The organism is Streptomyces sp. SAS_281 (genome assembly GCF_052542855.1).
The window spans coordinates 1-23,021 of the sequence record NZ_JBMNDO010000013.1 but is presented as its reverse complement, the minus strand read 5'-3'; the positions used below and the strand labels follow the sequence as shown (position 1 = coordinate 23,021).

Below are 23,021 nucleotides of genomic sequence, written 5' to 3'. Positions count from 1 at the left end.
ACAGGACACCCCTGGGGTCAGCGCCGGACGCGGCCTGCCACGGCGTGCCCGATGAACAGGTACACCAGGGCGGCGAGGCCGTAGCCGGCGACGACGTTGGCCCATGCCTTGTCGAACGTGAACAGGTCGTACGACCAGCCCGCGAGCCACCTGGCGGTGTCCCGCACGAACTCGACCAGCTCGTTGCCCCGGTTCGCGTCGAGCAGGTACATCAGGATCCACAGGCCGAGAATGAAGGCCATGACGTCCGCCACGAGGGCGATGACACGTGCTGCGGTGAAGCCGTTGCCTCTGCTGTAGGACATGGTCTCCGCGTTGCCGCTCCCGCCGGGCCGAAACCCGTCGGCCGGACCCGTACGGCCGCGCAGCGGTGGCGGGTTGCCCGTGCCCCGGCCAGCCTGGCGGGGAGTGCCGGGTCCCGGCACCCGCCCCGCCCCGGCCAGGGAGGCCCGCCGTGCCCCGTCCCGTCCCGCTCCGCCGCCCGCTGCTCGCGCTGCTGCTGGCCTGCGCGCTCCTGGCGGGCGCCACCGCGTGCGGGAGCGACGACAAGGACAGCGGTGCGAGCAGTTCGGCGTCGCCCACGGGCACCTCGTCGGCCGAGGCGCAGAAGTGGGCCAAGACCAGGTTCGTCGCCAACGCGGGGCTCGCCGCGGGCGCCACGTACCAGTGGATCGTGAAGCCGTACCGGGCCGGGAAGTTCAAGAAGGGCACCGACGGGCGCACCCTCGCCCTCGTCAAGGCCGGGCTCGCGGGCGGCTTCGCCTACAACCGGCTGAAGGCCGCGACGGAGAACGCCAAGGGCGACCCGCTGCTGTCGAAGGCCGTCGCCCCGCTCACCGCGGGAATCGCCTCGCTCAAGGGACTCACCGCCAAGGTCCGCAACGGCGATGCGGACGCCGGCGACATCGGCGTGTTCGAGGACGTCATCAGCGGCATCAAGGACGCCGGGAAGAGCGCGGGCGCCGAGGTGAGGGACAAGGTCCCGTCCACCTCGCAGCTCGGCGGATAACCGCATGTCAACTCGGCCCGGCCCGCTCTAGGGTGCGATCATGGGACTTCTCGCGCACGAGCGCTACTGCCATGAAATCGTCCGCCTCACGGGGGAGTTGAGGGCGACCCTTCAGGGCGCCGACCTCGGTGCGACCGTGCCGACCTGCCCCGACTGGACCCTGCGCGAACTGGCGGAGCACGTCGGCCGCGCGCACCGCTGGGCCGGCGAGATCGTCCGCACCCGGGCAGCCGAGGCGGTGGCGGAGGACAAGGTGCCGGACAACAGCCCGGCGAGCGACGACCCCGCCGCGCTCGACGCCTGGCTCGCGGCCGGCGCCGCCGGCACCGCCGACGCGCTGCGGGAGGCCGGGCCGGACGCCGAGGCGTGGTCCTGGGCCTGGGACCACAGCGCGGGCTTCTGGGCCCGCCGCATGGCCATCGAGACCGTCGTCCACCTCGCCGACGCGGCCCTCGCGGCGAAGGCCCCGTACACGATGACGCCCGAGCTGGCGGCGGACACCATCGAGGAGTGGCTGGAGATCGTGGTCTTCGCGCAGAAGCTGGGCCACCCCGGGATCGCCGAGTTGCCCCGCGACGGGCGCACCCTGCACCTGTACGCCACCGACGCGCCCGACGCCGAATGGCTCATCGAGCGCGGCGCGGACGGCGTCACCTGGCGCCGGGCGCACGACAAGGCGGACGTGGCGCTGCGGGGGCCGCTCACCGACGTGATGCTGGTGCTCAACCGCCGCCGGGCCCCCGACAGCGACCGGGTGGAGGTGCTGGGCGACGGCGGGGTGCTGGATTCCTGGCTGGAGCACACCACCTTCGGCTGAGCGGCCCGGCCCGGCCCGGTGTGCGGGCCCGTCCCGGCTGGGCCAAGCTGGACGGGCGGCCGCCGGCCGTCCCGTCCCGTCCCGCGAGGAGGTGCCGATGGACCCCGTCAGGGCCCTGGAGCGGATCGCCTTCCTGCTGGAGCGCGGCAAGGCGGTCACCTACCGTGTCCAGGCGTTCCGCACCGCCGCGCGCACCGTCGCCGCGATGGACGACGGCGAGGTGGAGCGGCGCGTGGCGGACGGCTCGCTGGAACGGGTCAAGGGCATCGGCCCCCGCACCGCCCAGGTGATCCGCGAGGCGGCGGCCGGGGAGACACCCGGCTACCTGGACCGGCTGGAGTCCGAGGCGGCGAGCGCCGGGCCCCTCGCGGAGGGCGGCGCGCACCTGCTGTCCCTGCTGCGCGGCGACTGCCATACGCACTCCGACTGGTCGGACGGCGGCAGCCCCATCGAGGAGATGGGCCGCGCGGCGGCGGAGCTGGGCCACGACTGGACGGTGCTCACCGACCACTCGCCCCGGCTCACCGTGGCCAACGGCCTCTCCCCGGAGCGGCTGCGCCGGCAGCTCGCCGAGGTGGCCGAACTCAACCAGCGGTGGGCGCCGTTCAGGCTGCTCACCGGCATCGAGTGCGACATCAACCTGGACGGCTCCCTGGACCAGGAGGAGGACCTGCTCGACCAGGTCGACCTGGTCGTGGTGTCCGTCCACTCCAAACTCCGCATGGACGCCGCCCCGATGACCCGCCGGATGGTCGCCGCCGTCCGCCATCCGCAGGCGAACGTCCTCGGCCACTGCACCGGGCGCCTCGTCACCGGCCGGGGCCGCCCCGAGTCGTCGTTCGACGCCGACGAGGTCTTCGCCGCCTGCGCGGAGGCCGGCACCGCCGTCGAGATCAACAGCCGGCCGGAACGGCTCGACCCGCCCCGCCGGCTGCTGCGCCGGGCCGTGGCGGCGGGCACCCTCTTCGCCGTCGACACCGACGCCCACGCACCGGGCCAGCTCGACTGGCAGGCGTACGGGTGCGCCCGCGCCGAGGAGTGCGAGGTCCCGCCGGAGCGCGTGGTCACCACCTGGACGGCCGACGAGCTGCTGCGCTGGACCCGGCAGGGCAGGATCCCGGAGCGCGCGGGCGGTTGAGCCCCGGGTACGCCGACGGCCCCCCGCCCGGAAGGGGCAGGGGGCCGCTGTGACGGGCGGGGTGCGGGCGTCAGCCGCGCTGGATGCCCGTGGTGTCCTGGAGGACGCCGCGACGGCCGTCCTGCGTCTGGGCGATCAGCGCCGAACCGTGCTGCTCGACCGCGAGGTACCAGGTGCCCGGCGCCAGTTCGGCGATCGGGGCCTGCGAACCGTCCTCGTTGTACAGCTGGCGGGCCACCGGCACCGCGAACCAGAACGGGGTGAAGTCGCCGGCGCCGCCACCGGCCGCCGGCGCCGCCGGGGCCTTCTGCGCCTCGGGCTGACCGGGCTGCTGCGCACCGTACGGCTGCGGCTGGCCCGGCTGCTGGCCGCCGAACGCCGGCTGCGGACCGCCCGGGTAGCCGTAGCCCTGACTGGGCTGGCCACCGTACGGCGGCTGCACGGCCTGCGGGCTCGGGGCACCGGCGAGCGGGGCCTTCAGGGCGGGGACCAGCGGCGAGGCGACCGCGCCCGCGGCCAGCGCCAGGGAGGCGATGAAGCCGAGGATCAGGCCGGCGCCCGCGTCGATCTGGCCCAGGTCGATGATCGTCCAGAACAGGTTCCACGCGGTGAACACCGTGGCGGCGACACCGAACTGGCCGAGGTCGAGACCCACGATCTTGCGCGGCTGGGCCTGGGAACGGGAGAGCACGATCAGCGCTGCGCCGATCACTCCGACCATGTAGACGCCGATGCCGTTGCCCAGGAGGTCCCAGGAGTTGGGGGCGTCCGCGGCGGCGTTTCCGTAGTCGTAGTAGTCCAGGAACGAGGCGATGAACAGCACGACCGCTGCTCCGATCACCACGCCGTCGCCTCGAGTGAGGGAGCGGATATTCACGTGAAGGTCCTTAGTCGATCGTCTCGTCGGGGCGGTCGTCGCTGCCGCCGGATACGCGGCGGGCACGGCTTGAAGCTCGGGAACGGCTCCCCATCGTAGGGATGAATCTATCGTCTGCCCGGGCGGGTTGGGTTCCTGCCCGGTTGGTGCGGGAACATCCTCCCGAATTCATCGCAGAATCACCCCTTGCTTACCCCTTGAGGTAGCTGCTGATACCGTCCGCGATGCCCTGGGCGGCCTTCTGGCGCCAGCCCGGGCTGGTGAGCAGGGCGGCGTCCTTGGGATCACGCATATTGCCGCATTCGATGAAGACTTTGGGCACGGTCGACAAATTAAGTCCGCCGAGATCCTTGCGTACGTCCAAACCCGTTTTGCCGCCCACATAATTGGAAGGCGAACTTCCGGTACTGCGTACGAACAGACCGGCGATACGGGTACCGAGATCGCGCGAAGGGGCCACGATCTCCGAGGTGTCCGCGTCTCCGCCGCGCACCGATGCGGGGAGGATCACATGGAATCCCCGGTTTCCCACGGCCGAGCCGTCCGCGTGCACCGAGACCACCGCGTCCGCGTGCGCCTCGTTCCCGATACGCGCCCGCTCGTCCACGCACGGCCCGAACTCCCGGTCCCTGTCGTACGTCAGGAGCACCGTCGCGCCCTGCGCCCGCAGCAGGTCCCGCAGCCGGTGCGCCACGTCGAGGGTGAACTCCGCCTCCGCGTAACCCCCGTTGGTGGAGGTCCCGGTGGTGTCGCACTCCTTGCGGCCGGTGCCGATGTCGACCTGGCGGTTGATCGCGGCGGTGTGCAGGTGGTTGCGCGGGTTGTGCCCGGGGTCGATGACCACGGTCTTGCCGGACAGCGGTCCGTCGGGAGCGGCCGGCGGCCTGGAGGGGGACTTCGCCGGGGATTTCGCCGGGGCCTTCGACGGCGACGGGGCGGCCTTCGTGGGCGCCGCTGACGGCGGAACCGGTGCGGCCGGGGTGGCGGCGGGACCGCCGCTCGGCCCGGCCTGGGCCTGCGCGGTGCCGCCTCCGTCGCCGCAGCCGGCCAGGCCCAGGCCCAGGCACAGCAGGGCGGCGGGGGCGGCGAGCCGGAGCGGGCGGCGCGGGGTGGGGGGAAGGCTCTCGTGGTGGCGCACCCGGCGATGCTACCGGCCGGGCCCTGCCCTGTCCGGGGCGTCCGCGGACCGGCCGGGAACGCCCCGTGAACAGGCCGTGCGGTCAGATGCCCGGCCCGGTGCGGCGCAGCACGCGCAGCGAGTCCGTGACGGAGACCTCCGTGAAGGCGCCCGATTCCAGCGCCCGCAGATACACCCGGTACGGGGCCTGGCCGCCGTGCGCGGGGTCCGGGAACACGTCGTGGATCACCAGCAGCCCGCCCTCGGCGACATGCGGGGCCCAGCCCTCGTAGTCGCCGTTCGCGTGCTCGTCGGTGTGGCCGCCGTCGATGAAGACGAAGCCCAGCGGGCCACCCCACACCGCCGCCACCTGCGGCGAGCGACCCACGAGCGCCACCACGTGGTCCTCCAGGCCCGCCGCGTGCAGCGTCCTGCGGAAGGTGGGCAGGGTGTCCATGCGGCCCACCTCCGGGTCCACCACGGTCGGGTCGTGGTACTCCCAGCCGGGCTGCTGCTCCTCGCTGCCCCGGTGGTGGTCGACGGTGAGCGCGGTGACGCCGGCCGCCCGCGCCGCGTCGGCGATCAGGATCGTGGAGCGCCCGCAGTAGGTGCCGACCTCCAGCAGCGGCAGGCCGAGCGCGGCGGCCCCGGTGGCCGCCTCGTACAGCGCGAGCCCCTCGACCACCGGCATGAAGCCCTTGGCGGCCTGGAAGGCGGCGAGAATCTCCGGCTCGGGTTCGGCGGCCACGGCGTTCCTCCTGGTGGGACGGGTAGGGCGCCATCGTGCCGTACGCCCCCGTCGCCGGCTGCGGCGGGGGCGTACGGAGGGGCGCCTGGCGTGGCTCGGGTCAGCAGCTCTGCCAGAGGCGGGTCATGACGCGGACGCCGAAGCGCAGCCCTTCCAGCGGGACGCGCTCGTCCACGCCGTGGAAGAGGCGGCCGTAGTCCAGGTCGTGCGGGAGCTTCAGGCCCTTGAAGCCGAAGCAGCGGATGCCCAGATGCGTGAACGCCTTGGCGTCCGTGCCGCCGGGGTTGCAGTAGGGCACCGGGTGGCCGTCCGGGTCCTCGGCGCGGACCGCCGCGCACATGGCGTCGACCAGCGGGCCGTCGAACGTGGTCTCCATGGCGATGTCGTGGTTGACCCACTCCCGCCCGACCGAGGGCAGCAGCAGCCGGTCGATCGTGTCGATCAGCTCCTGTTCGTGGCCCGGCAGGAAGCGGCCGTCCACGCGGGCGGTGGCCTTCCCCGGGATCACGTTGGTCTGGTAGCCGGCGCTGAACATCGTCGGGTTCGCCGAGTTGCGCAGCACCACCTGCATGAAGTCCGCGACCGGGCCCAGCCGGGCGAGGCTGCCCTCGATGTCCTCCTCGTCGAACTCCACCCCGTAGAGCCGGGCGGCCTCTTCGAGGAGTGCGCGGACCGGCTCGATGAGACGGATCGGGAAGGTCTCGCGGCCGATCCGGGTCAGCGACTCCGCGAGGTCGGTGACCGCGTTCTCGTCGTTGGGCGATGAGCCGTGGCCGGCCCGGCCGGTGGCGGTGAGCTCCATCCAGGCCATGCCGCGCTGGGCGTTCTCGATGGGGTACAGCCGCCGGGTGTCGTCGATCGCGAACGAGAACCCGCCGCCCTCGCCGATCGCCTCGGTGACGCCGGCGAACAGCTCCGGGCGGTGCTCGACCAGCCAGTGCGCGCCGAACTTGCCGCCCGCCTCCTCGTCGGCGAGGAAGGCGAGGACCAGGTCGCGCGAGGGCCGCGTGCCGGTGCGGGCGAAGTGCCGGGCGGTGGCCAGCATCACCGCGACGGTGTCCTTCATGTCGATCGCGCCCCGGCCCCAGAGGTAGCCGTCGCGGATCTCGCCGGAGAAGGGCGGCACCTGCCATTCGGAGGCGTCCGCCGGGACCACGTCCAGGTGGCCGTGGACCAGGAGGGCGCCGCGGGCCGGGTCGCGGCCGACGATCCTGGCGATGACGCTGGCGCGGCCGGGCGCGGACTCGACCAGCTCCGAGTCGATGCCCACCTCGGCGAGGCGGGCCACGACCCACTCGGCGCTCGCGCGCTCGGTGCTCGTCGGGTTGGAGGTGTCGAACCTGATCAGCTCGGCGCAGAGGGCGACGACCTCCTCCTGGGCCTCGTCGGAGGCCAGGACCGGTGCGGTGCCGGGTGCGGTGCTCATGCTGCTCCCACGGGGGTGGTGGTGCGGGCGGCCGGGGCCGGGCCGTCCTGCTCGTCGGCGAGGGCGGAGGTGCCGTAGGGCTTGATCCAGCCCAGCAGGCCCAGGGCGCAGTACAGGACGAAGGCGGTGGCCAGCGAGTTCAGGGCCGGGATGCCGCCGTCGTAGAACTTGCCGACGCAGAACGCCGCGATCCAGATCGCGATCGACATCGGCACCCAGGTCGGCGAGTGCGCCGGCAGGGTCTGGGCCTCCCGGGTCTCGTCCAGCGGCTTGCGCATCCGCTTGACGACCCAGTACTCGGCCACGATGATCCCGCCGATGGGCGGGATGGCGACGCCGAGGATCGTGAGGAACTCGGTGAAGTGGCTCATGATCCCGACGGCCGACAGGACCGTGCCCGCGATGCCGAGCACGATGGTCACCGCGCCGCGGTGGACGCGCTTGCCGAAGACGACCTGGAAGAAGTTGACGACGCCGAGCGAGGAGCCGTACAGGTTCCAGTCGTTGATCTTCGCCGTGGACATCAGGACGACGAGCACCCCGAAGGCGCCGGAGGTGGAGAGCACGATGTGCGAGACCTCGTTGCTCTTGACCAGGTGGCCCAGGAGCACGCCGGTCAGGCCGACGATGTACTCGGAGAGGATCATGGACGAGGCGCTCTGCAGGAAGACGTGCGAGCCCTTGCGGTTGTAGCGGGTCATCTCGGGGGAGACGATCGCGCCCGTCATGTAGCCGCCCGCGATGGCGGTGGCGGCGACGGCCAGCGGAATCGTTTCTCCTGGCGCCGGCGAGTGGACCAGGTCGCTGAACGAGTGGTCGTTCAGGGTCCGGATCACCGAGAAGGCGACCATGGCGAAGAAGAGCGGCGTGACGACCTTCGCGAAGTTGGCCATGTATCGGAAGCCGAAGATCACCAGGGCGGTGATGGCGATGCCCGCGAGCACGCACCACATCCAGGACGGGCCGCCGACCAGCGCCGAGACGCTGTCGCCGAAGATCTTGTTCTGGACGCCGAACCAGCCGACCAGGCTGACCGCGATCACGAAGCTGACCAGCGCCGAGCCGTTGCGCCCGAAGCCGACCCAGCGGGTCAGCATCGGCGTCGCCAGGCCCTCGCGCATCCCGGCCAGGCCGATCGCGAAGATCACCACCTCCAGGATCACCGCGCCCAGCGTGAACGCGAGGAACGCGTCGCCGAAGGTCATCCCGACGCCGATGGTGGCGCCGAGCGTGAACTGCGAGATCGAACCGGACTGGGCCAGCCACTGGAGGAGCATCGACCAGAAGCCGAACCGCTTGTCGCGCGGGACGCGCGAGAGCGCGTAGTCGTCGCTGCCGATGCTCTTGGGCGCGGGCGCCACGGCACCGGACTGCGGGGCGGCTGGCATCAGGACTCCTGGGGGGTGCGGCCGAAGGTCTGCAGGTGGGTCAGCGAGCCGTAGCGGCTGACGAGGTTGTCGAACTCCACCGCGTCGTGGAAGTCCAGCCGGCCGTCGCCGTACGCCTTGGCGACCTCGACGGCGTAGCGGGCGGCGGACGCGATGTCGCTCTCGTGACTCGCGCCCGTCCCGCAGCCCGGCACCGCCGCGGCCGAGGTGATGGCCAGGCCGATCACTGGGGCCGCCGTCGCGGTGGACGGCTGAAGGATCGAATTGATGTGGTGTGCCCCATTACCGTACGGGGTGATGTCCTGGGTGGTCACCGGGTACGTGACCAACGGCTCACCGGTCACCACGGCCAGCAGCTCCCCCAGCTGCTCGTTCACGCGGAGCACCCAGCCCTCCTTGACGGTGGGCGACAGGGCGAGGCCCTTGTGGTTGATGACGCGGTTTCCCTTGGTGGTGTCGATGGAGAGCACGGCCTCCATCTCGCCGGTCACCTCGTGGCGGTTCATCGTGGCGATGTCCACCGGCGAGCCCATGAAGGGCACCGGGTCGTGCGGCTCGGTCGGCGCGTCCGGGCAGATGTGCGTGGCGATGATCACGTCGCCGGGCAGCACATCCCCCCGGCGGCGCATGTCGAGCAGCTTGGCGGCGGCGGCCAGCGCCGAGATCGCACCGTCGGCGTCGGAGACCAGACCCGTCACCTCGGGCCGGGCGCCGATGCCGCCGAGCCGGCCCACGACGCCCAGGGTGCGGGCGTCGCCCCCGGCCGTGCGGCCCCGGGAGCCCGGGATGCGGACCGAGACGAAGTCCGTCGAGCCCCGCTCACCGGCGACCGTGGTGACCTGGGCGGACGATCCCTCGGCCCCCGCCGCGGCGTCCAGGTACCCGACAGCCGTCCTGCCATTGGCCCGGGGGTCGTCGAGCAGTTCGACGAGGTCCAGTACGTACTTCAACATGGGGGGCCTTTCTCGCGCATCCGTCACACCCGTCCGGAGTCCGTCAGGGAGCGGGGGCTCCGGACGGGGTGCTGAGAGCAGATTCGGGATCGGATAGCGTTGAGCGCAATGATTTCCCGTTATCTGCAATTCACGTCTGAATGGTGAGATGGCCATGGCGGAGTTCGAACTCGACCGGCGCACCCCCGCCGGAGCCCTCCAGACCGTCGACCGCGCGCTGCTCGTGCTGCTCGCGTTCGAGCGGACCCGGCCCGACTGGGGCGTGACCGAGGTCGCGGCGGAGTTCGGCTGGGACACCTCCGTCGCCCAGCGGCTCCTCGCCACGCTCGCGGGACGCGGCTTCCTGGTCTCCGACCCCGCCACCCGGCGCTACCGCATCGGCCCCGCCGTGCTGCGCCTGGGCCGGCTCTGGGAGCGCTCGGGATCACTGGAGCTGCTGGCCGGACCGGTACTGGAGGAGCTGCGCCGGGTCACCGGCGACACCGTGCTGTTCTGCCTGCCGGACAGCTTCCACATGCGGTGCGTGGCCGCCGAGGAGGGCGAGGCGGGGCCGCTGCGCTACTACCCGCTGGTCGGCGAGCTGTACCCGGCGCACGCCGGGGCGACCAGCAAGTCGTTCTACGCCTACCTGCCCGACGAGCAGCGCCACCGGCTCTTCCGGGGCCGCCCGATGGCCCGCTTCACCGACCGCACGGTCACCGACCCGGACGTGCTGGAGCAGCAGCTCCTGAAGGTCCGCGCCCAGGGGTACGCCTGGACCGTCGGCGAGTACGACACCGGCATCGCGACCCTCGCCGTGCCCGTCTTCCTGGGCCGCGAACCGTACGGGAGCCTCAGCCTCGGCGGCGCCGAGGAACGGTTCGAGGGCGCGCCGGAGAACCGCCTCGACGCGCTGCGAAACGCCGCCGCGCTGCTGGAGAAGCGCCTCACCCACCCGCCGCAGCGCCCTAAACCCAAGGCCCGCCGCACCCCGTCCGCCTGACCCAACGACCCCCGGAGGAAGTACCCCGTGAACCTGCTCCTGCTCTCCAACTCCACCCAGTACGGCCGCGGCTACCTGGAACACGCCCTGGACACGGTCACCGCGTTCCTGCCCGCCGGCGCCCGCCTCGCCTTCGTGCCGTACGCGCTCGCCGACCACGACACGTACACCGCGCGCGTCCGCGGCGCCCTGGAACCGGCCGGGATCACCGTGCGCGGTGTCCACGAGCACGCCGAGCCGGCCGCCGCGCTGACGGAGTCCGACGCCGTGTTCATCGGCGGCGGCAACTCCTTCCGGCTGCTGAGCGCCCTGTACCGGACCGGGCTGCGCGAGGCCGTCGCGGACGCCGTGCGCGCCGGGCTGCCGTACATGGGGGCGAGCGCCGGCACCAACATGGCGGCGCCCACCCTGCGGACCACCAACGACATGCCCATCGTGCAGCCGCCGTCCTTCGCGACCCTGGGCCTCGTCCCGTTCCAGATCAACCCGCACTACCTGGACCCGGACCCGGCCAGCACCCACAAGGGCGAGACCCGGGAGGAACGGCTCACCGAATTCCTGGAGGAGAACGACGTCCCGGTCCTCGGCCTGCGCGAGGGCTCCTGGCTCCGCGTCGAGGACGCGGCGGCCCGGGTCGAGGGCGCCCGCCCCGCCCGCCTGTTCACGCGGGACGGAGCGCCGCAGGAGCTGGCGGCCGGGACGGACGTGTCCTGGCTGCTCAGGACGGAACCGCGGTTCGACGTTCCGGCGCGCTGACACCCCCCAGCACGAGGTCGGTGACCGCGGAGCCGCCCTGCGCCGGGCAGGCGCGCGGCGTGTGGCCGGTGGCCGACGCCGCCAGGACGAACGTGCCGGCATCCGGGGCGGCCAGCGCCCAGCGGCCCCGCGCGTCGGTGGTGGTGAGCCCCGCCTGCCGGCCCTGCCGGTCGATCAGGGTCACGTTGGCCCCGGCGACCGGGGCCCCCTTCGCGTCCAGCACCCGGCCGCGGAAACCCTCCGGGGCCGGCAGGGGGAGCGGCTCGACGTCCTCGGCGGCGCGCCGGGCCGCCTCGTCGCCCTCGCTGCTCGCCAGCAGTACCGGCGCGGTGGCCGTGCGCCGGGACGGCAGGAACGAGGCCAGGACGAGACCGGCGACCACGGCGCCCGTCGCGATGAGGAACGAGATCCGGAAGCCCTTCATCGTGGGCACCTCGACCCCGCCCATGGGGGTCGAGGTGTGGGCCAGGACCATGCCGATGACCGCGCTGGAGACCGAGGTGCCGATGGAGCGCATCAGGGTGTTGAGCCCGTTGGCGGCGCCGGTCTCCGAGGCGTCGACGGCGCCGATGATGAGGGCGGGCAGCGAGGAGTAGGCGAGCCCGATGCCGGCGCCGAGGAGGACGGCGATCAGCACGGTCTGCCAGGGGGCGCTCATCAGGCCGAGCCCGGCCCCGTAACCGATGGCGATGATCAGCATGCCGAGGATCAGCGAGACCTTCGGGCCCTTGCGGGCGGAGATCCGCGCGTACAGCGGGGCGACGAACATCATCGTCAGGCCGAGCGGGGCCACGCAGAGCCCGGCGACCACCATCGACTGGCCGAGGCCGTAACCGGTGGAGGCGGGCAGCTGGAGCAGCTGGGGCAGGACCAGGGAGACGGCGTAGAACGCGACGCCGACCATGATCGAGGTCAGGTTGGTGAGCAGCACCTCGCGGCGGGCCGTGGTCCGCAGATCCACCAGCGGGGCGTCGCTGCGAAGCTCGAAGAGCCCCCACAGCACCAGCACGACGAGCGAGGCGGCGATCAGTCCGAGGGTGGTGGGCGAGCCCCAGCCCCAGTCGCTGCCCTTGGTGATCGGCAGCAGCAGGAGCACCAGGCCGAGCGAGAGACCGAGCGCGCCGACCGTGTCGAACCGGCCGGGGGCGCGCAGCGTGCCCCCCGGCACCGCGAAGACGGTCAGCGCCATGGCCAGCACGCCGAGCCCGGCCGAGCCGAAGAAGAGGACGTGCCAGTCGGCGTGCTGGGCGACGAGCGCGGCGGCCGGCAGCGCGAGTCCGCCGCCCACCCCGATCGACGAACTCATCAGCGCCATCGCCGAACCCAGCTTCTCGCGCGGCAGTTCGTCACGCATGATGCCGATGCCCAGCGGGATCGCGCCCATGGCGAAGCCCTGGAGGGCGCGGCCCACGATCATGACGACGAGATCGTCGGTGAAGGCGCATATCAGGGAGCCGACGACCATCACGGCGAGGCTGGCCAGCAGCATTCCGCGCTTGCCGTACAGGTCTCCGAGCCGCCCCATGATCGGCGTGGCGACGGCTCCGGCGAGCAGGGTGGCGGTCATCACCCAGGTCGCGTTGGAGGGGGCGGTGTGCAGAAGGGCGGGCAGATCCTTGATGACGGGGACGAGCAGGGTCTGCATCACGGCGACGGTGATACCCGCGAAGGCGAGCACGGGGACGATCCCCCGGCCCGCCTTCGCGCGCGGATCGGGAAGCTCCGCGCCGGGCTGTTCGTGCGTCGTCTGTGGCATGCGTGCGGCCTCCGGGCAGCGGTGGGAAGGGGACGTGCGTACGGTTACGGCCGGTGCTGCGGGCAGCACCGACCGCCAAGTCTGTGCAGGGTGAACCTTCCTCGGCTACGGCGTATTCCGGGGCGCGGGGTGCGAAGGGCGCGCGGGTGCGCGCGGGCGCGTGGCGATGCCGGGGGACGCCGTGCCGCTCCTGCGCCGGGCACCAGGGCCGGTGAGGCGTCGGGGCACCAGGGCCGGTGAGGCGTCGGGGCGCCCCGGGGCCGCGAAGCGGAGAACGTCAGTTCCGTTCGTACAGCGTCACCCGACGCCCCCGCACCCGCTGGTCCTCGACCACGGTGAAGTAGTTCTTCAGGACGGCCGCCTTCGCCTTCTCGCGCCGCCCGTTCTCCGGACGCGCCGCCCCCGGCGCGTCCGTGACCAGCAGTATCCGGCGCTGGGCGAGCATCGCCTGCCTGATCCGGACCGGTGCCGCCTCCACCCCGTTCAGCGTCCCGGACGCGTGCGGGCTCCGGGCCAGCGCTATGTCGCGCAGACCGGTGAACGCCTCGGGCGAGACCAGCTCCGCGTCGCGCCGGGCACCCGGCAGGAACACCACCGCGGTGCCCGGCTTTTTCATCCGGCGCACGTCCGCCGCCATGGCCAGCACGTCGTCCACCCGGCTCGACGGCGACCGCTTGGCCAGCGACTGCGGCAGCAGCGCCGCCACCGAGCAGGCGAGCAGTACGGGCACGAGCCACCGTGACGCCGCCGGGAACCGGGGCGCCACCGCCCGTACCGCCGCCCCCAGCAGTGAGCCGATGAGCAGCGCCAGGCCGAGCAGGCTGAAGAGGATGTAGCGGTCCAGGAAGAGCGGCTTGCCCAGTGAGACGGCGGCCAGTCCGAGCTGGGGGACCGCCAGCAGCGGCAGGCCCACCGACGCCACCGAGAGCCGGCGCCCGCCCGGCCGGTCCACCAGGACCCCGAGACCGCCGATCGCCAGCAGCACCGCGGGGCCGATCATCATGTGCCAGGTCAGCGGCGGTATCCAGGACACCTGCCGGGACTGGCCCGAGGTGTACAGCACCAGCGGCAGCGCGCCCGCCGAGGCCGCCGCCGAGGCCACCGCCCAGCGCCCCCACACCCGGCGCCCGGCCCCGCTCCACGCCAGCGTCGCCGCGTGCGCGGGCAGGATCAGCAGCGAGAACCAGTTCAGCAGCGCGCAGACCAGCACCGTGCCCGCGTACGCCGCCCAGCGCCCCCACCGGCCGCGCCCGCCGAGCAGGGTCACGAGGAGCAGGGTCGAGACCCCGGCGCCCGCCGCGACCAGCGCGTACGGGCGGCCCTCCTGGAGGTAGAACTGCACGGCCGGCAGCAGGCAGAGAGCCATTCCGGCGCCCAGGCCCGCCCATCTCCCGGCCAGCCGCTCGCCGATGGCCGTCACACAGGCCGCCGCCACCGCCATCGCCAGGACGGAGGGCAGTCGCAGGGTCGTGGTCGTCGGCCCGAACCAGTCGAAGAGGCCGTGCATCAGCAGGTAGTAGAGCCCGTGGACCGCGTCGACGTGGCCCAGCATGAGCCGTATCTCGGCGGCGGAACGCAGGGCCACCTGCCAGGTCGCCGCCTCGTCCCGCCACAGGCTGTCCTGCCGCGAGAGCCCCCAGAGCCCGAGGCCCAGGGTCCAGAGGGCCGGTATGAGCCAGAGCGGGGGGAGGCGGCGAGGCGTGGGTATTCGGGATGACATGAGGTGACCGGGTCCTGGGTGCCGAAGGTGCCGGGGGTGCCGACGGAGCGGACGCGGTCAGAGCCAGCCCTGCTGCCGGGCCGCGCGGACCGCCTCCATGCGGTTGCGGGTGCCCGTCTTGCCGATCGCCGATGAAAGGTAATTGCGGACCGTTGATTCTGACAGATGCAGCTTGGCGGCGATGTCGGCGACCGTCGCCCCGTCCGCCGACGCGACCAGAGCGTCCCGCTCCCGAGCGGTGAGCGGACTCGGCCCCGAGCTGAGCGCGGCGGCGGCCAGCGCCGGATCGACCACCGTCTCCCCGGCGAGCACCCGGCGGATCGCCTCGGCCAGCTCCTCGACCGGTCCGTCCTTCACCAGGAAGCCCGACGCCCCCGCCTCCATCGCCCGGCGCAGATAACCCGGCCGGCCGAAGGTGGTGAGGATCAGCACCCTGCAGTCCGGGACCTCCTCACGCAGATCGGCCGCCGCGTCCAGGCCGCTGCGCCCCGGCAGCTCGATGTCCAGCAGCGCCACGTCCGGCCGGGACGCCAGCGCGGCCGCCACGATCTCGTCGCCCGCGCCGACCTGGGCCACCACCTCGATGTCCGGTTCGAGCCCGAGCAGCAGGGCGAGCGCGCCGCGCATCATCCCCTGGTCCTCGGCGAGCAGAACGCGGACGGACGGGGCCGGGGGGTGCTCCTGAGGCATCTCGTTCACCGGCCCAGGGTAGGCGAGCAGGCCGGGCCGTCCCCCGCTCCGGGCGCCGGCGCCGCGTCGGCGTCGCCACCCTCGTCGCCGCCCGCGTCCACCGGGAGTTCGGCGGTGACCACGAAGCCGCCGTCCGGGCCGGGGCCCGCCACCAGGGAGCCGCCCGCCGCCGCGAGCCGTTCGGTGAGCCCCTTGAGACCGGTGCCGCCGATGCCCGGGGTGGGCGCGGGGCCCTCGGGCCTGCCCCGGCCGTCGTCGGTCACCGTGAGCCGGACCCTTTCGCCCGTGCCGCCGACCTCGAACACGCAGCGCGTCGCCGTGGAGTGCCGCACCACGTTGGTGACGGCCTCCCGCACCACCCAGCCCAGCAGCGCCTCGGTCTGCGGGGCGAGCGGCGGCCCGGAGCGCCGGACGACCGGTTCGATCGCGGCGGCGGTCAGGGCGGACCTGGCCCGGTCCAGCTCGGTCGCGAGGCTCCCCTCGCGGTAACCGGTGACGGCCTCGCGGATCTCGGTGAGCGCCTGGCGCCCGACCGACTCGATGTCGGCGACCTGGGACAGTGCCGCGTCCATGTCGCGCGGGGCGAGCCGGCGCGCGGCCTCCGACTTCACCACGATGACCGAGAGCGTGTGGCCCAGCAGGTCGTGGAGATCGCGCGAGAAGCGCAGCCGCTCCCTTTCGACGGCGGCGCGGGCCAGCTCCTGCCGGGTGGCGCGCAGCTCCGTCACGGTCTCGGCCAGCCGGAGGATGGCCGACGTCACGGCCCCGGAGATGAACGTCCCGTACCCCAGCGTCCACGGCGGCGACGCGCTGTCGTCGCGCCAGACCGCGACCGCGCACGCGGCGACCGCGAGTCCGAGCAGCCCGACCGCCAGCAGCCGATGGCGCAGGACCGTGCCGGCGGCCAGCGAGAGCAGCGGGAAGAACAGCAGCCAGCTGCCCCCGTAACCGATGGCCAGGGCGAAGGTGACGGCGGCCAGCGCGCCCAGCAGGACGTACGTCACGGGGCTCTCGCGCTTCTCCTTGGTGAAGCCCCGGAACACCACCGAGATGTAGAGCGAGTTGAAGGCCAGCAGGCCGGCGCCGGCGATCCACGGGGTGGGGGTCTCGCCCTGGAAGAGGTTGGAGAAGGCGCCGAGGCCCATCAGCAGCCACGGCAGCAGGGCGTACGGCGACGGCGGTCCCGGCCTGCGGCCCTCCTTCCGCATCCGGCGGCGCTCCCTGAACGACGGTCGTGCGGTCCCCGGCATGTGCGCTCCCGTCACTCGGTCCTGGCGGACCGACGGTACGAGATCACCGCGTACGCGCCGAACAGCAGGAGCCATGCGGCGAGCACGCCCAGGGTCGAGGCACCCGGCGCGTGTCCGTCGGTCGTCGCCCAGCCGAGGTCCGCGAACCGGTTGGCCGGGGTGAACCGGCCGACCGAACGCAGCCACTCGGGCAGCATCTCCAGCGGGAACCACAGCCCGCCGAGGACGCCGAAGCCCATCAGGCAGGCGACGTTGACGACGCCGGTGCCCTGCGGGGTCAGCCGGTAGCCGTTGCCCAGGCCGAGCAGGGTGAAGGGCAGCGCGCCGGCCCACAGCAGCACCACCAGCACCGCCCACTGCCAGGCCGCCATCCGCACCCCGTTGATCAGGGCGCCGGCCAGCAGCACGGTCAGGATCACCGGCAGCACGGTCACCGAGCCGCTGACCGCCCGGCCCGCCACCGCGTGCGAGGGGGAGAGCGGGGTGACCCTCAACTGCTGGAGCCAGCCGAGGGACTTGTCGGACGCGACGCCCGTGCCGATGGACATCGCGGAGCCGAGCGCGCCGTACGCGGCCATGCCGACCATGGACGCGGTCTTCCAGCCGTCGGCGCCGTCGTCACCGATGTTGGTGAAGATCAGGTACATCATCACCGGCATGCCCGTGCCGAAGATCAGGAATCCGGCGTCCCGCAGGGTCCGGCGCATTTCGAGCAGGATGTAACGGAACATCAGACGGTCTCCTTCTCGGTCCGGGCCGAGCTCCTCGCGTGTGCGGTGTCCCCGGGCGTCGTGGTGTCGCCCGGCGCGACGGTGCCGCCGGGCGCGGGCTCCCCGGGTGCGGTGAGCGCCAGGAAGGCTGTCTCCAGCGTGGCCCGGGAGACCTGGAGGCCACGGACCAGGCCCAGCCGGGCCAGCTCCACGACCGTCGCGTCCGAGTCGTCGGTGCGCAGCAGGGCGCGGTCGCCGGTCACCTCGACGGCGACGACACCGGGGAGCCGGTCCAGACCCTCGGTGGAGCGGCCCGCGAGGTCGAAGGCGACCTGGCTGTGTCCGGCCGCGTCCTTGATGGCCTCGCCGCTGCCGTCCGCGACGGTCCGGCCCCGGTCGATGACGACGATCCGGTCCGCGTTCTCGTCGGCCTCCTCCAGATAGTGCGTGGAGAAGAGCACGGTGTTGCCGCGCCGGGCGTAGGCCCGCATCGAGTCCCAGAACGCGCGCCGCCCCGCCACGTCCAGGGCGGCGGTCGGCTCGTCCAGCACGATCAGCTCGGGGTTGCCGGCCAGCGCGACGGCGAACCGCACCCGCTGGGTCTGGCCGCCCGAGAGCTTGTCGATGCGCCGGTCCGCGTACTCCGTCACGCCGGCCAGGGCCAGCGCCTCGGCGACCGGCAGCGGACGCGGATAGGTCGAGGCGACGAAGGCGACCAGCTCGCGCACGGTCACCCTGGGTATCGGCCGGCCCTCCTGGAGCATGGCGCCGACCAGACCCGCCCGCACCGCCTGCCCGGGGGAGCGGCCCAGGACCCGCACAGCCCCTTCGTCCGGCTCGTCGAGCCCGAGCAGCAGCGAGATGGTGGTGGACTTCCCCGCCCCGTTGCGGCCGAGCAGGGCCACGGTCTCGCCCCGCCCGATCCGCACGTCGATGCCGTCGACGGCCCGTACGCTCCGCCCGGCCCGTCCGAACGTCTTCACCACCCCGGTGAAGACCACCGCGGCCTCGTCGTCCCTTGTCTGTGTCATGTCTACGACGTTACGCAGCGTGAGCAGGCGGCGGCAGATGTATATGTACGCGGTCCGCCATGACATTTGTCATCGCGGACGCGGAGGCTCCGCGTCCGGCGCGTACAGCACGGCGCCCCCGCCGCCCGGGACGGTCTCCCGGGCGGCGGGGGCGCCGCATTCCCCTCCTCGGTCGGCGGCGGTCAGGCCGCCGCCGCGCCGCTCTCCTCGGCGGGGCGGCGATGGCGGCCGGCCGGCGTCGCAGCCGTGTCGTCCGTCGCCACACCCCCTCGGTGCTTTCCGGAGCCGCCGGCGTCGCCCCGCTGCGCGTCCGCCCCCGGCGGGAACGTCTGGGTCGTGTCGGTGCGGGCTTCAGACATGTGGGAAGTCACCCCGTTGTGATCGCTTACGTGTGTGCCAACCGGAGCGTCACGCCGCCGCCCGTCCGGGAAAGGCCACGGTCGGTGACCGAGACGCACGGTGCGTGAGCCCGGCCCAAGCTTAGCCAGGGGCCGTACGCCCCATGAGTGGCGCCTGCCCCAGTGGAACCGGTGTACACACTGGAGGATTCACCGATGGCGCGGAAGGTTGCTTACCACTTACGTCGCATGCCGGCTCCGTCTCCTCCGGCATCTCCAGCAGGGCCACCGCGCACGCCGTGTCCCCGTCCGCGTACGGGAGTCCGAGCACCCCGTCACGCGACCAGACCCCGCTGCCCGCCAGCCAGCCCGCGGGTGCCGCGAGCTGGTGCAGCCGACGGCCCGAGGGGCGCCACAGCCCGATCCAGCTGCCCGCCGCCCCGTCGATCCTGAGGGCCACCGCACAGCTCTCCGGCATCAGCATCTGCCCCGGCTGCACGGCGAACGGCACCACCGCGCAGCCCGGCAGCCGCAGGCACTCGGGGAACCGCACCGGCAGGCAGCTGCCGAGCACCCCCCAGCCGAGCCGGTCCCGGCCGGGCGCGTCCGAGCGGATCAGCAGCAGCCCGCTGTCGGGGTCCGCGAGCAGCAGCCGGTCGTCGCTGTCCGGCGCGATCTGGAGCAGCGGGGTCATCTCGGCGCCCCGCCCCAGGTCCACCGCGACCGTCTTCACCGGGCCGCCGCCCGCCGGTTCCCGGTCCAGGGCCAGCAGCCGGCCGGCCCGGTCCAGCCAGACGCCGCCGGAGCAACGCCCCGGCAGGTCCGCGATGTGCTCGGGCCCGGCCGCCCCGCCCGCCACGCGCCACAGCTCCGTGGAGTACGCGCCGACCGCCAGGGCGTACGCGCTCGCCCCGTCCGGCGACGGCGGCAGCAGGGTGAGCGCGTCCCGCTCGACGGCGCCGAGCAGCAGCTCGCCGGTGCCGGGGCCGGTCGGGTAGAGGAGCGAGAAGGTGTGCCGCTCGGCGACCCGCCGCCGGATCAGCACCCGCCCGTCGGCGAGTGGCACCACCTGCGCCTCCGCCTCCTCCGGCTGGTCGGTGGGCAGCGGTACGGCGTACGGCTCGGGCCCGTCGAGCGTCCAGCGCTCGGCGTACCAGGCGGTGTCGCCGGCGGGCACCGGGGCGGCGGTGAGCCGGGCGCCGTACGCGCCGTCGGCGGTGAGCGTGAAAGGCGGCAGAACCGTTTCGGCGGGGGTGTCCGCCTCGGGTGTCGCGGGAGCCTCGGGCGCCGGGGTGTCCGCCACCGGGCCAGTCTCCGCCAGGGTCCTCACGGGTCCGCCGGGACCGGGGTCCGGCTCCGGCTCCACGGGTCCGCCGGGACCGGGGTCCGGCTCCGGCTCCGCCGGACCGTCGTCATCCGTCGTGGCCCCCTCCTCGATGGCACAGGCAGTCATCGACTCATCACCTCCGGCAACCGAAGCTAGTTTTCGCACTTCCAGCCGAACAACACGACCTCTCCCACTTCACACATAAGGGTGGTGATGGCCGGATTTCGCTGTACGGCCAGGGGTGCGTGTGCTGTACGGGGCCGAGCCGCCGGCGGCCCGTTCCCGGGGCTTCCCGGGGCGCGGCGGGCAGGTAGCCTTTCCTCCGTGCCCCGTCTGTCTGAAGTCATCTCCGAGCTCGACGCCCTCTGGCCGCCCGAGCGGGCCGAAGGATGGGACGCGGTCGGCACCGTCTGCGGTGATCCGGACGCCGAGGTCCACCGGGTGCTCTTCGCCGTCGACCCCGTCCAGGAGGTCGCCGACGAGGCGAAGAAGCTGGGCGCGCACCTCGTCGTGACCCATCACCCGCTCTACCTGCGCGGTACGACGACGGTCGCGGCGGACACCTTCAAGGGCCGCGTCGTGCACACGCTGATCCGCGACGGCATCGCGCTGCACGTGGCCCACACCAACGCCGACACCGCCGACCCCGGCGTCTCCGACGCCCTGGCCGCCGCGCTCGACCTGCGCGTCGAACGCCCCCTCGTACCGGACCCGACGGACCCGGCGGGCCGCCGGGGGCTCGGCCGGATCTGCGTGCTCGACCACCCCGAGACCCTGGGCGCGTTCGCCGCCCGCGCCGCCGCCCGGCTGCCCGCCACCGCGCAGGGCGTCCGCCTGGCCGGCGACCCGGACGCGCTCGTGCGCACCGTCGCGGTGAGCGGCGGATCGGGCGACGGCCTCTTCGACGCGGTGCGCGCCGCCGGTGCGGACGCCTTCCTCACCGCCGACCTGCGCCACCACCCGGCCTCCGAGGCCACCCAGCACTCGCCGCTCGGCCTGGTCGATGCCGCACACTGGGCCACCGAGTGGCCGTGGTGCGAGCAGGCCGCGGCACAGCTCGAAGCGATTTCCGACCGCCTCGGATGGGACCTGCGGGTCCACGTCTCGAAGCAGGTCACCGACCCCTGGACCGCCCACCACTCTTCTGGAGCCCCCAACTGAACGCCGCGCCCGCCGACCAGATCCGACTTCTCGACGTCCAGGCGCTCGACCAGCGCCTCTCCCAGCTCGCGCACCGCCGCACGTCCCTGCCCGAGCACGCCGAGATCGAGTCGCTGACGGCCGACCTCGCCCAGCTCCGCGACCTGCTCGTCGCCTCGACCACCGAGGAGAGCGACACCGCCCGCGAGCAGACCAAGGCGGAGCAGGACGTCGACCAGGTCCGCCAGCGCGCCGCCCGCGACCAGCAGCGCCTGGACTCCGGTGCGGTCACCTCGCCGAAGGACCTGGAGAGCCTCCAGCGCGAGATCGCCTCGCTCGCCAAGCGCCAGGGCGACCTGGAGGACATCGTCCTGGAGGTCATGGAGCGCCGGGAGTCCGCGCAGGAGCGCGTCGCCGAGCTGACCGACCGGGTCGCCGCCGTGCAGGCCAAGGTGGACGACGCCACCGCCCGCCGCGACGCCGCGACCCAGCAGCTCGACACGGAGGCCGCCTCGGTCACCAAGGAGCGCGAGGTCGTCGCCGGTTCGGTCCCCGCCGACCTGCTGAAGCTGTACGACAAGCTCCGCGCCCAGCAGGGCGGGGTGGGCGCCGCCCGCCTCTACCAGCGCCGCTGCGAGGGCTGCCGCCTGGAGCTCAACATCACCGAGATCAACGATGTGAAGGCCGCGTCCCCCGACACGGTGCTGCGCTGCGAGAACTGCCGCCGCATCCTGGTCCGCACCGCCGACTCGGGCCTGTAGTGAGCCTGCCGCGCCGGTTCGTGGTCGAGGCCGACGGCGGCTCCCGGGGCAACCCGGGCCCCGCCGGCTACGGCGCGGTCGTGATCGACCCGGACACCGGCGAGACGCTGGCCGAGACCGCCGAGTACATCGGCGTCGCGACCAACAACGTCGCCGAGTACAAGGGTCTCGTCGCCGGACTCCGCGCGGTGGGCGCGCTGCTCGCGGACGGCCCGGTGGGCACCGGGGTCCGGGTGAGCGTCCGGATGGACTCCAAGCTGGTCGTGGAGCAGATGTCGGGCCGCTGGAAGATCAAGCACCCGGACATGAAGCCGCTCGCGGCCGAGGCGGCGGCGGTCCTGCCCGGCGCGGACGTCACGTACGAGTGGATCCCGCGCGAGCGGAACCGGCACGCCGACCGGCTGGCCAACGAGGCGATGGACGCGGGCCGGCGCGGTGACCGGTGGGAGCCCTCGGTGTCCACGGCCGCCCTGGACACCCCGCGCTCCCCGGAGGCGGCGGCGGCCCCGCCCCCCTCCGACCCCGTCACCCCCCAGGTGGGCTGGGGTTCGGCGCCCGATCTGGGCGCGCCCGCCACCCTCGTCCTGCTGCGGCACGGCGAGACGGCCCTCACCCCGCAGAAGCGGTTCTCCGGCAGCGGCGGCACCGACCCCGCGCTCTCCCCGGCCGGCCTGGTCCAGGCCGAGCGCGCGGCCGCGGCGTTCGCGGCGCGCTCCACCGTGCAGGAGGTCGTCAGCTCGCCGCTGCGCCGCTGCCGCGAGACGGCCGGGGCGGTCGCGGCCCGGCTGGGCCTGGAGGTCCGGGTCGAGGACGGGCTGCGCGAGACGGACTTCGGGGCCTGGGAAGGGCTCACGTTCGGCGAGGTCGGGGAACGGTACGGGGCCGACCTGGACGCCTGGCTCGCCTCCCCGGACGCGGCCCCCACGGGCGGCGGCGAGAGCTTCGCGGAGGTCGCCCGCCGCGTGGCGGCCACCCGGGACCGCCTCGTCACGCGCTACGCGGGCCGCACGGTCCTCGTCGTCACGCACGTCACGCCGATCAAGACCCTGGTCCGGCTCGCCCTGGGAGCGCCCCCGGAGGCGCTGTT

At 73.5% G+C, this 23,021-nt stretch carries 23 protein-coding genes; 8 read left to right on the top strand and 15 right to left on the bottom strand.

What is annotated here, in order from left to right:
• Positions 1 to 17 precede the first annotated feature (17 nt).
• Positions 18 to 305, bottom strand: a complete 288-nt coding sequence (locus ACN6LM_RS07455; RefSeq protein WP_445064468.1) for a hypothetical protein — start codon at positions 303 to 305, stop codon at positions 18 to 20.
• A gap of 149 nt (positions 306 to 454) precedes the next feature.
• On the opposite strand from ACN6LM_RS07455, the gene ACN6LM_RS07450 reads away from it, so the two are divergent.
• The 3 genes from ACN6LM_RS07450 (at position 455) to ACN6LM_RS07440 (ending at position 2,964) form a co-directional block, all read left to right on the top strand.
• The gene (locus tag ACN6LM_RS07450) at positions 455 to 1,009 is read left to right on the top strand and encodes a hypothetical protein (RefSeq protein WP_445064467.1); all 555 of its coding nucleotides are present in this window, start codon (positions 455 to 457) and stop codon (positions 1,007 to 1,009) included.
• 40 nt (positions 1,010 to 1,049) lie between these two features.
• The gene (locus ACN6LM_RS07445) at positions 1,050 to 1,826 is read left to right on the top strand and encodes a maleylpyruvate isomerase family mycothiol-dependent enzyme (RefSeq protein WP_445064466.1); all 777 of its coding nucleotides are present in this window, start codon (positions 1,050 to 1,052) and stop codon (positions 1,824 to 1,826) included.
• A 97-nt stretch (positions 1,827 to 1,923) separates the two neighbouring features.
• A complete protein-coding gene (locus ACN6LM_RS07440; RefSeq protein ID WP_445064465.1) occupies positions 1,924 to 2,964 on the top strand; it encodes a PHP domain-containing protein in 1,041 nt (346 codons plus the stop codon).
• A gap of 70 nt (positions 2,965 to 3,034) precedes the next feature.
• Here the strand turns inward: ACN6LM_RS07440 and ACN6LM_RS07435 are convergent, their stop codons facing one another.
• The 6 genes from ACN6LM_RS07435 to ACN6LM_RS07410 form a co-directional block, all read right to left on the bottom strand.
• Positions 3,035 to 3,808, bottom strand: a complete 774-nt coding sequence (locus ACN6LM_RS07435) for a hypothetical protein (RefSeq protein ID WP_445064464.1) — start codon at positions 3,806 to 3,808, stop codon at positions 3,035 to 3,037.
• Positions 3,809 to 4,031: 223 nt separating this feature from the next.
• A complete protein-coding gene (locus ACN6LM_RS07430) occupies positions 4,032 to 4,979 on the bottom strand; it encodes an N-acetylmuramoyl-L-alanine amidase (protein WP_445064463.1) in 948 nt (315 codons plus the stop codon).
• An 82-nt stretch (positions 4,980 to 5,061) separates the two neighbouring features.
• Positions 5,062 to 5,706 carry a class I SAM-dependent methyltransferase gene (locus tag ACN6LM_RS07425; RefSeq protein WP_445064462.1) on the bottom strand — a complete coding sequence of 215 codons (645 nt, stop codon included), beginning with the start codon at positions 5,704 to 5,706 and terminating at the stop codon, positions 5,062 to 5,064.
• A 100-nt stretch (positions 5,707 to 5,806) separates the two neighbouring features.
• Positions 5,807 to 7,132 carry a M20/M25/M40 family metallo-hydrolase gene (locus ACN6LM_RS07420; RefSeq protein ID WP_445064461.1) on the bottom strand — a complete coding sequence of 442 codons (1,326 nt, stop codon included), beginning with the start codon at positions 7,130 to 7,132 and terminating at the stop codon, positions 5,807 to 5,809.
• Positions 7,129 to 8,520, bottom strand: coding sequence for a cytosine permease (locus ACN6LM_RS07415; RefSeq protein WP_445064460.1), 1,392 nt, complete (start codon positions 8,518 to 8,520; stop codon positions 7,129 to 7,131). The genes ACN6LM_RS07420 and ACN6LM_RS07415 overlap by 4 nt, the downstream gene beginning before the upstream one ends.
• Positions 8,520 to 9,473, bottom strand: coding sequence for a DUF1177 domain-containing protein (locus ACN6LM_RS07410; RefSeq protein WP_445064459.1), 954 nt, complete (start codon positions 9,471 to 9,473; stop codon positions 8,520 to 8,522). Before ACN6LM_RS07410 ends, ACN6LM_RS07415 begins: the two co-directional genes overlap by 1 nt.
• 148 nt (positions 9,474 to 9,621) lie before the next feature.
• Between ACN6LM_RS07410 and ACN6LM_RS07405 the strand changes: the two genes are divergently transcribed.
• Complete coding sequence (locus ACN6LM_RS07405) at positions 9,622 to 10,455, top strand: IclR family transcriptional regulator (protein ID WP_445064458.1); 834 nt, start codon at positions 9,622 to 9,624, stop codon at positions 10,453 to 10,455.
• Positions 10,456 to 10,482: 27 nt separating this feature from the next.
• Positions 10,483 to 11,211, top strand: a complete 729-nt coding sequence (gene pepE, locus ACN6LM_RS07400) for a dipeptidase PepE (RefSeq protein WP_445064457.1) — start codon at positions 10,483 to 10,485, stop codon at positions 11,209 to 11,211.
• On the opposite strand, the gene ACN6LM_RS07395 is transcribed toward pepE, so the two are convergent.
• The 8 genes from ACN6LM_RS07395 to ACN6LM_RS07360 all read right to left on the bottom strand — a co-directional run bounded on the left by ACN6LM_RS07395 (position 11,174) and on the right by ACN6LM_RS07360 (position 20,159).
• Positions 11,174 to 12,967: an MFS transporter gene (locus ACN6LM_RS07395; protein WP_445064456.1), complete on the bottom strand. Its 1,794-nt coding sequence runs from the start codon at positions 12,965 to 12,967 to the stop codon at positions 11,174 to 11,176. The two genes, pepE and ACN6LM_RS07395, sit on opposite strands and share 38 nt — an antisense overlap.
• A 277-nt stretch (positions 12,968 to 13,244) precedes the next feature.
• Positions 13,245 to 14,687, bottom strand: a complete 1,443-nt coding sequence (locus ACN6LM_RS07390; protein ID WP_445064455.1) for a glycosyltransferase family 39 protein — start codon at positions 14,685 to 14,687, stop codon at positions 13,245 to 13,247.
• A 57-nt stretch (positions 14,688 to 14,744) separates the two neighbouring features.
• Entirely contained in the window at positions 14,745 to 15,377 is a 633-nt protein-coding gene (locus ACN6LM_RS07385) for a response regulator (protein ID WP_445064533.1), read from the bottom strand.
• Between the two features lie 5 nt (positions 15,378 to 15,382).
• Positions 15,383 to 16,585, bottom strand: a complete 1,203-nt coding sequence (locus tag ACN6LM_RS07380) for a sensor histidine kinase (RefSeq protein ID WP_445064454.1) — start codon at positions 16,583 to 16,585, stop codon at positions 15,383 to 15,385.
• 53 nt (positions 16,586 to 16,638) lie between these two features.
• Positions 16,639 to 17,358 carry an ABC transporter permease gene (locus tag ACN6LM_RS07375; protein ID WP_445064453.1) on the bottom strand — a complete coding sequence of 240 codons (720 nt, stop codon included), beginning with the start codon at positions 17,356 to 17,358 and terminating at the stop codon, positions 16,639 to 16,641.
• Positions 17,358 to 18,338, bottom strand: a complete 981-nt coding sequence (locus ACN6LM_RS07370) for an ABC transporter ATP-binding protein (protein WP_445064532.1) — start codon at positions 18,336 to 18,338, stop codon at positions 17,358 to 17,360. Before ACN6LM_RS07370 ends, ACN6LM_RS07375 begins: the two co-directional genes overlap by 1 nt.
• Before the next feature lie 212 nt (positions 18,339 to 18,550).
• Entirely contained in the window at positions 18,551 to 18,727 is a 177-nt protein-coding gene (locus tag ACN6LM_RS07365) for a hypothetical protein (protein WP_203600444.1), read from the bottom strand.
• A gap of 121 nt (positions 18,728 to 18,848) precedes the next feature.
• Entirely contained in the window at positions 18,849 to 20,159 is a 1,311-nt protein-coding gene (locus ACN6LM_RS07360; protein ID WP_445064452.1) for a hypothetical protein, read from the bottom strand.
• Between the two features lie 198 nt (positions 20,160 to 20,357).
• On the opposite strand from ACN6LM_RS07360, the gene ACN6LM_RS07355 reads away from it, so the two are divergent.
• The 3 genes from ACN6LM_RS07355 to ACN6LM_RS07345 form a co-directional block, all read left to right on the top strand.
• Positions 20,358 to 21,194 carry a Nif3-like dinuclear metal center hexameric protein gene (locus ACN6LM_RS07355; protein ID WP_445064451.1) on the top strand — a complete coding sequence of 279 codons (837 nt, stop codon included), beginning with the start codon at positions 20,358 to 20,360 and terminating at the stop codon, positions 21,192 to 21,194.
• Complete coding sequence (locus ACN6LM_RS07350) at positions 21,191 to 21,934, top strand: zinc ribbon domain-containing protein (protein ID WP_445064531.1); 744 nt, start codon at positions 21,191 to 21,193, stop codon at positions 21,932 to 21,934. The genes ACN6LM_RS07355 and ACN6LM_RS07350 overlap by 4 nt, the downstream gene beginning before the upstream one ends.
• On the top strand, positions 21,934 to 23,021 hold a 1,088-nt coding region (locus ACN6LM_RS07345; protein ID WP_445064450.1), incomplete at its 3' end, for a bifunctional RNase H/acid phosphatase. The genes ACN6LM_RS07350 and ACN6LM_RS07345, both read left to right, overlap by 1 nt.

What these genes read in the sequence shown, in the direction of transcription:
- ACN6LM_RS07455 (WP_445064468.1), bottom strand. Translation starts at nt 305, where the DNA reads ATGTCCTACAGCAGAGGCAACGGCTTCACCGCAGCACGTGTCATCGCC.
- ACN6LM_RS07445 (WP_445064466.1), top strand. Translation starts at nt 1,050, where the DNA reads ATGGGACTTCTCGCGCACGAGCGCTACTGCCATGAAATCGTCCGCCTC.
- ACN6LM_RS07440 (WP_445064465.1), top strand. Translation starts at nt 1,924, where the DNA reads ATGGACCCCGTCAGGGCCCTGGAGCGGATCGCCTTCCTGCTGGAGCGC.
- ACN6LM_RS07420 (WP_445064461.1), bottom strand. Translation starts at nt 7,132, where the DNA reads ATGAGCACCGCACCCGGCACCGCACCGGTCCTGGCCTCCGACGAGGCC.
- ACN6LM_RS07415 (WP_445064460.1), bottom strand. Translation starts at nt 8,520, where the DNA reads ATGCCAGCCGCCCCGCAGTCCGGTGCCGTGGCGCCCGCGCCCAAGAGC.
- ACN6LM_RS07410 (WP_445064459.1), bottom strand. Translation starts at nt 9,473, where the DNA reads ATGTTGAAGTACGTACTGGACCTCGTCGAACTGCTCGACGACCCCCGG.
- ACN6LM_RS07405 (WP_445064458.1), top strand. Translation starts at nt 9,622, where the DNA reads ATGGCCATGGCGGAGTTCGAACTCGACCGGCGCACCCCCGCCGGAGCC.
- ACN6LM_RS07395 (WP_445064456.1), bottom strand. Translation starts at nt 12,967, where the DNA reads ATGCCACAGACGACGCACGAACAGCCCGGCGCGGAGCTTCCCGATCCG.
- ACN6LM_RS07390 (WP_445064455.1), bottom strand. Translation starts at nt 14,687, where the DNA reads ATGTCATCCCGAATACCCACGCCTCGCCGCCTCCCCCCGCTCTGGCTC.
- ACN6LM_RS07385 (WP_445064533.1), bottom strand. Translation starts at nt 15,377, where the DNA reads ATGCCTCAGGAGCACCCCCCGGCCCCGTCCGTCCGCGTTCTGCTCGCC.
- ACN6LM_RS07380 (WP_445064454.1), bottom strand. Translation starts at nt 16,585, where the DNA reads ATGCGGAAGGAGGGCCGCAGGCCGGGACCGCCGTCGCCGTACGCCCTG.
- ACN6LM_RS07375 (WP_445064453.1), bottom strand. Translation starts at nt 17,358, where the DNA reads ATGTTCCGTTACATCCTGCTCGAAATGCGCCGGACCCTGCGGGACGCC.
- ACN6LM_RS07365 (WP_203600444.1), bottom strand. Translation starts at nt 18,727, where the DNA reads ATGTCTGAAGCCCGCACCGACACGACCCAGACGTTCCCGCCGGGGGCG.
- ACN6LM_RS07360 (WP_445064452.1), bottom strand. Translation starts at nt 20,159, where the DNA reads ATGACTGCCTGTGCCATCGAGGAGGGGGCCACGACGGATGACGACGGT.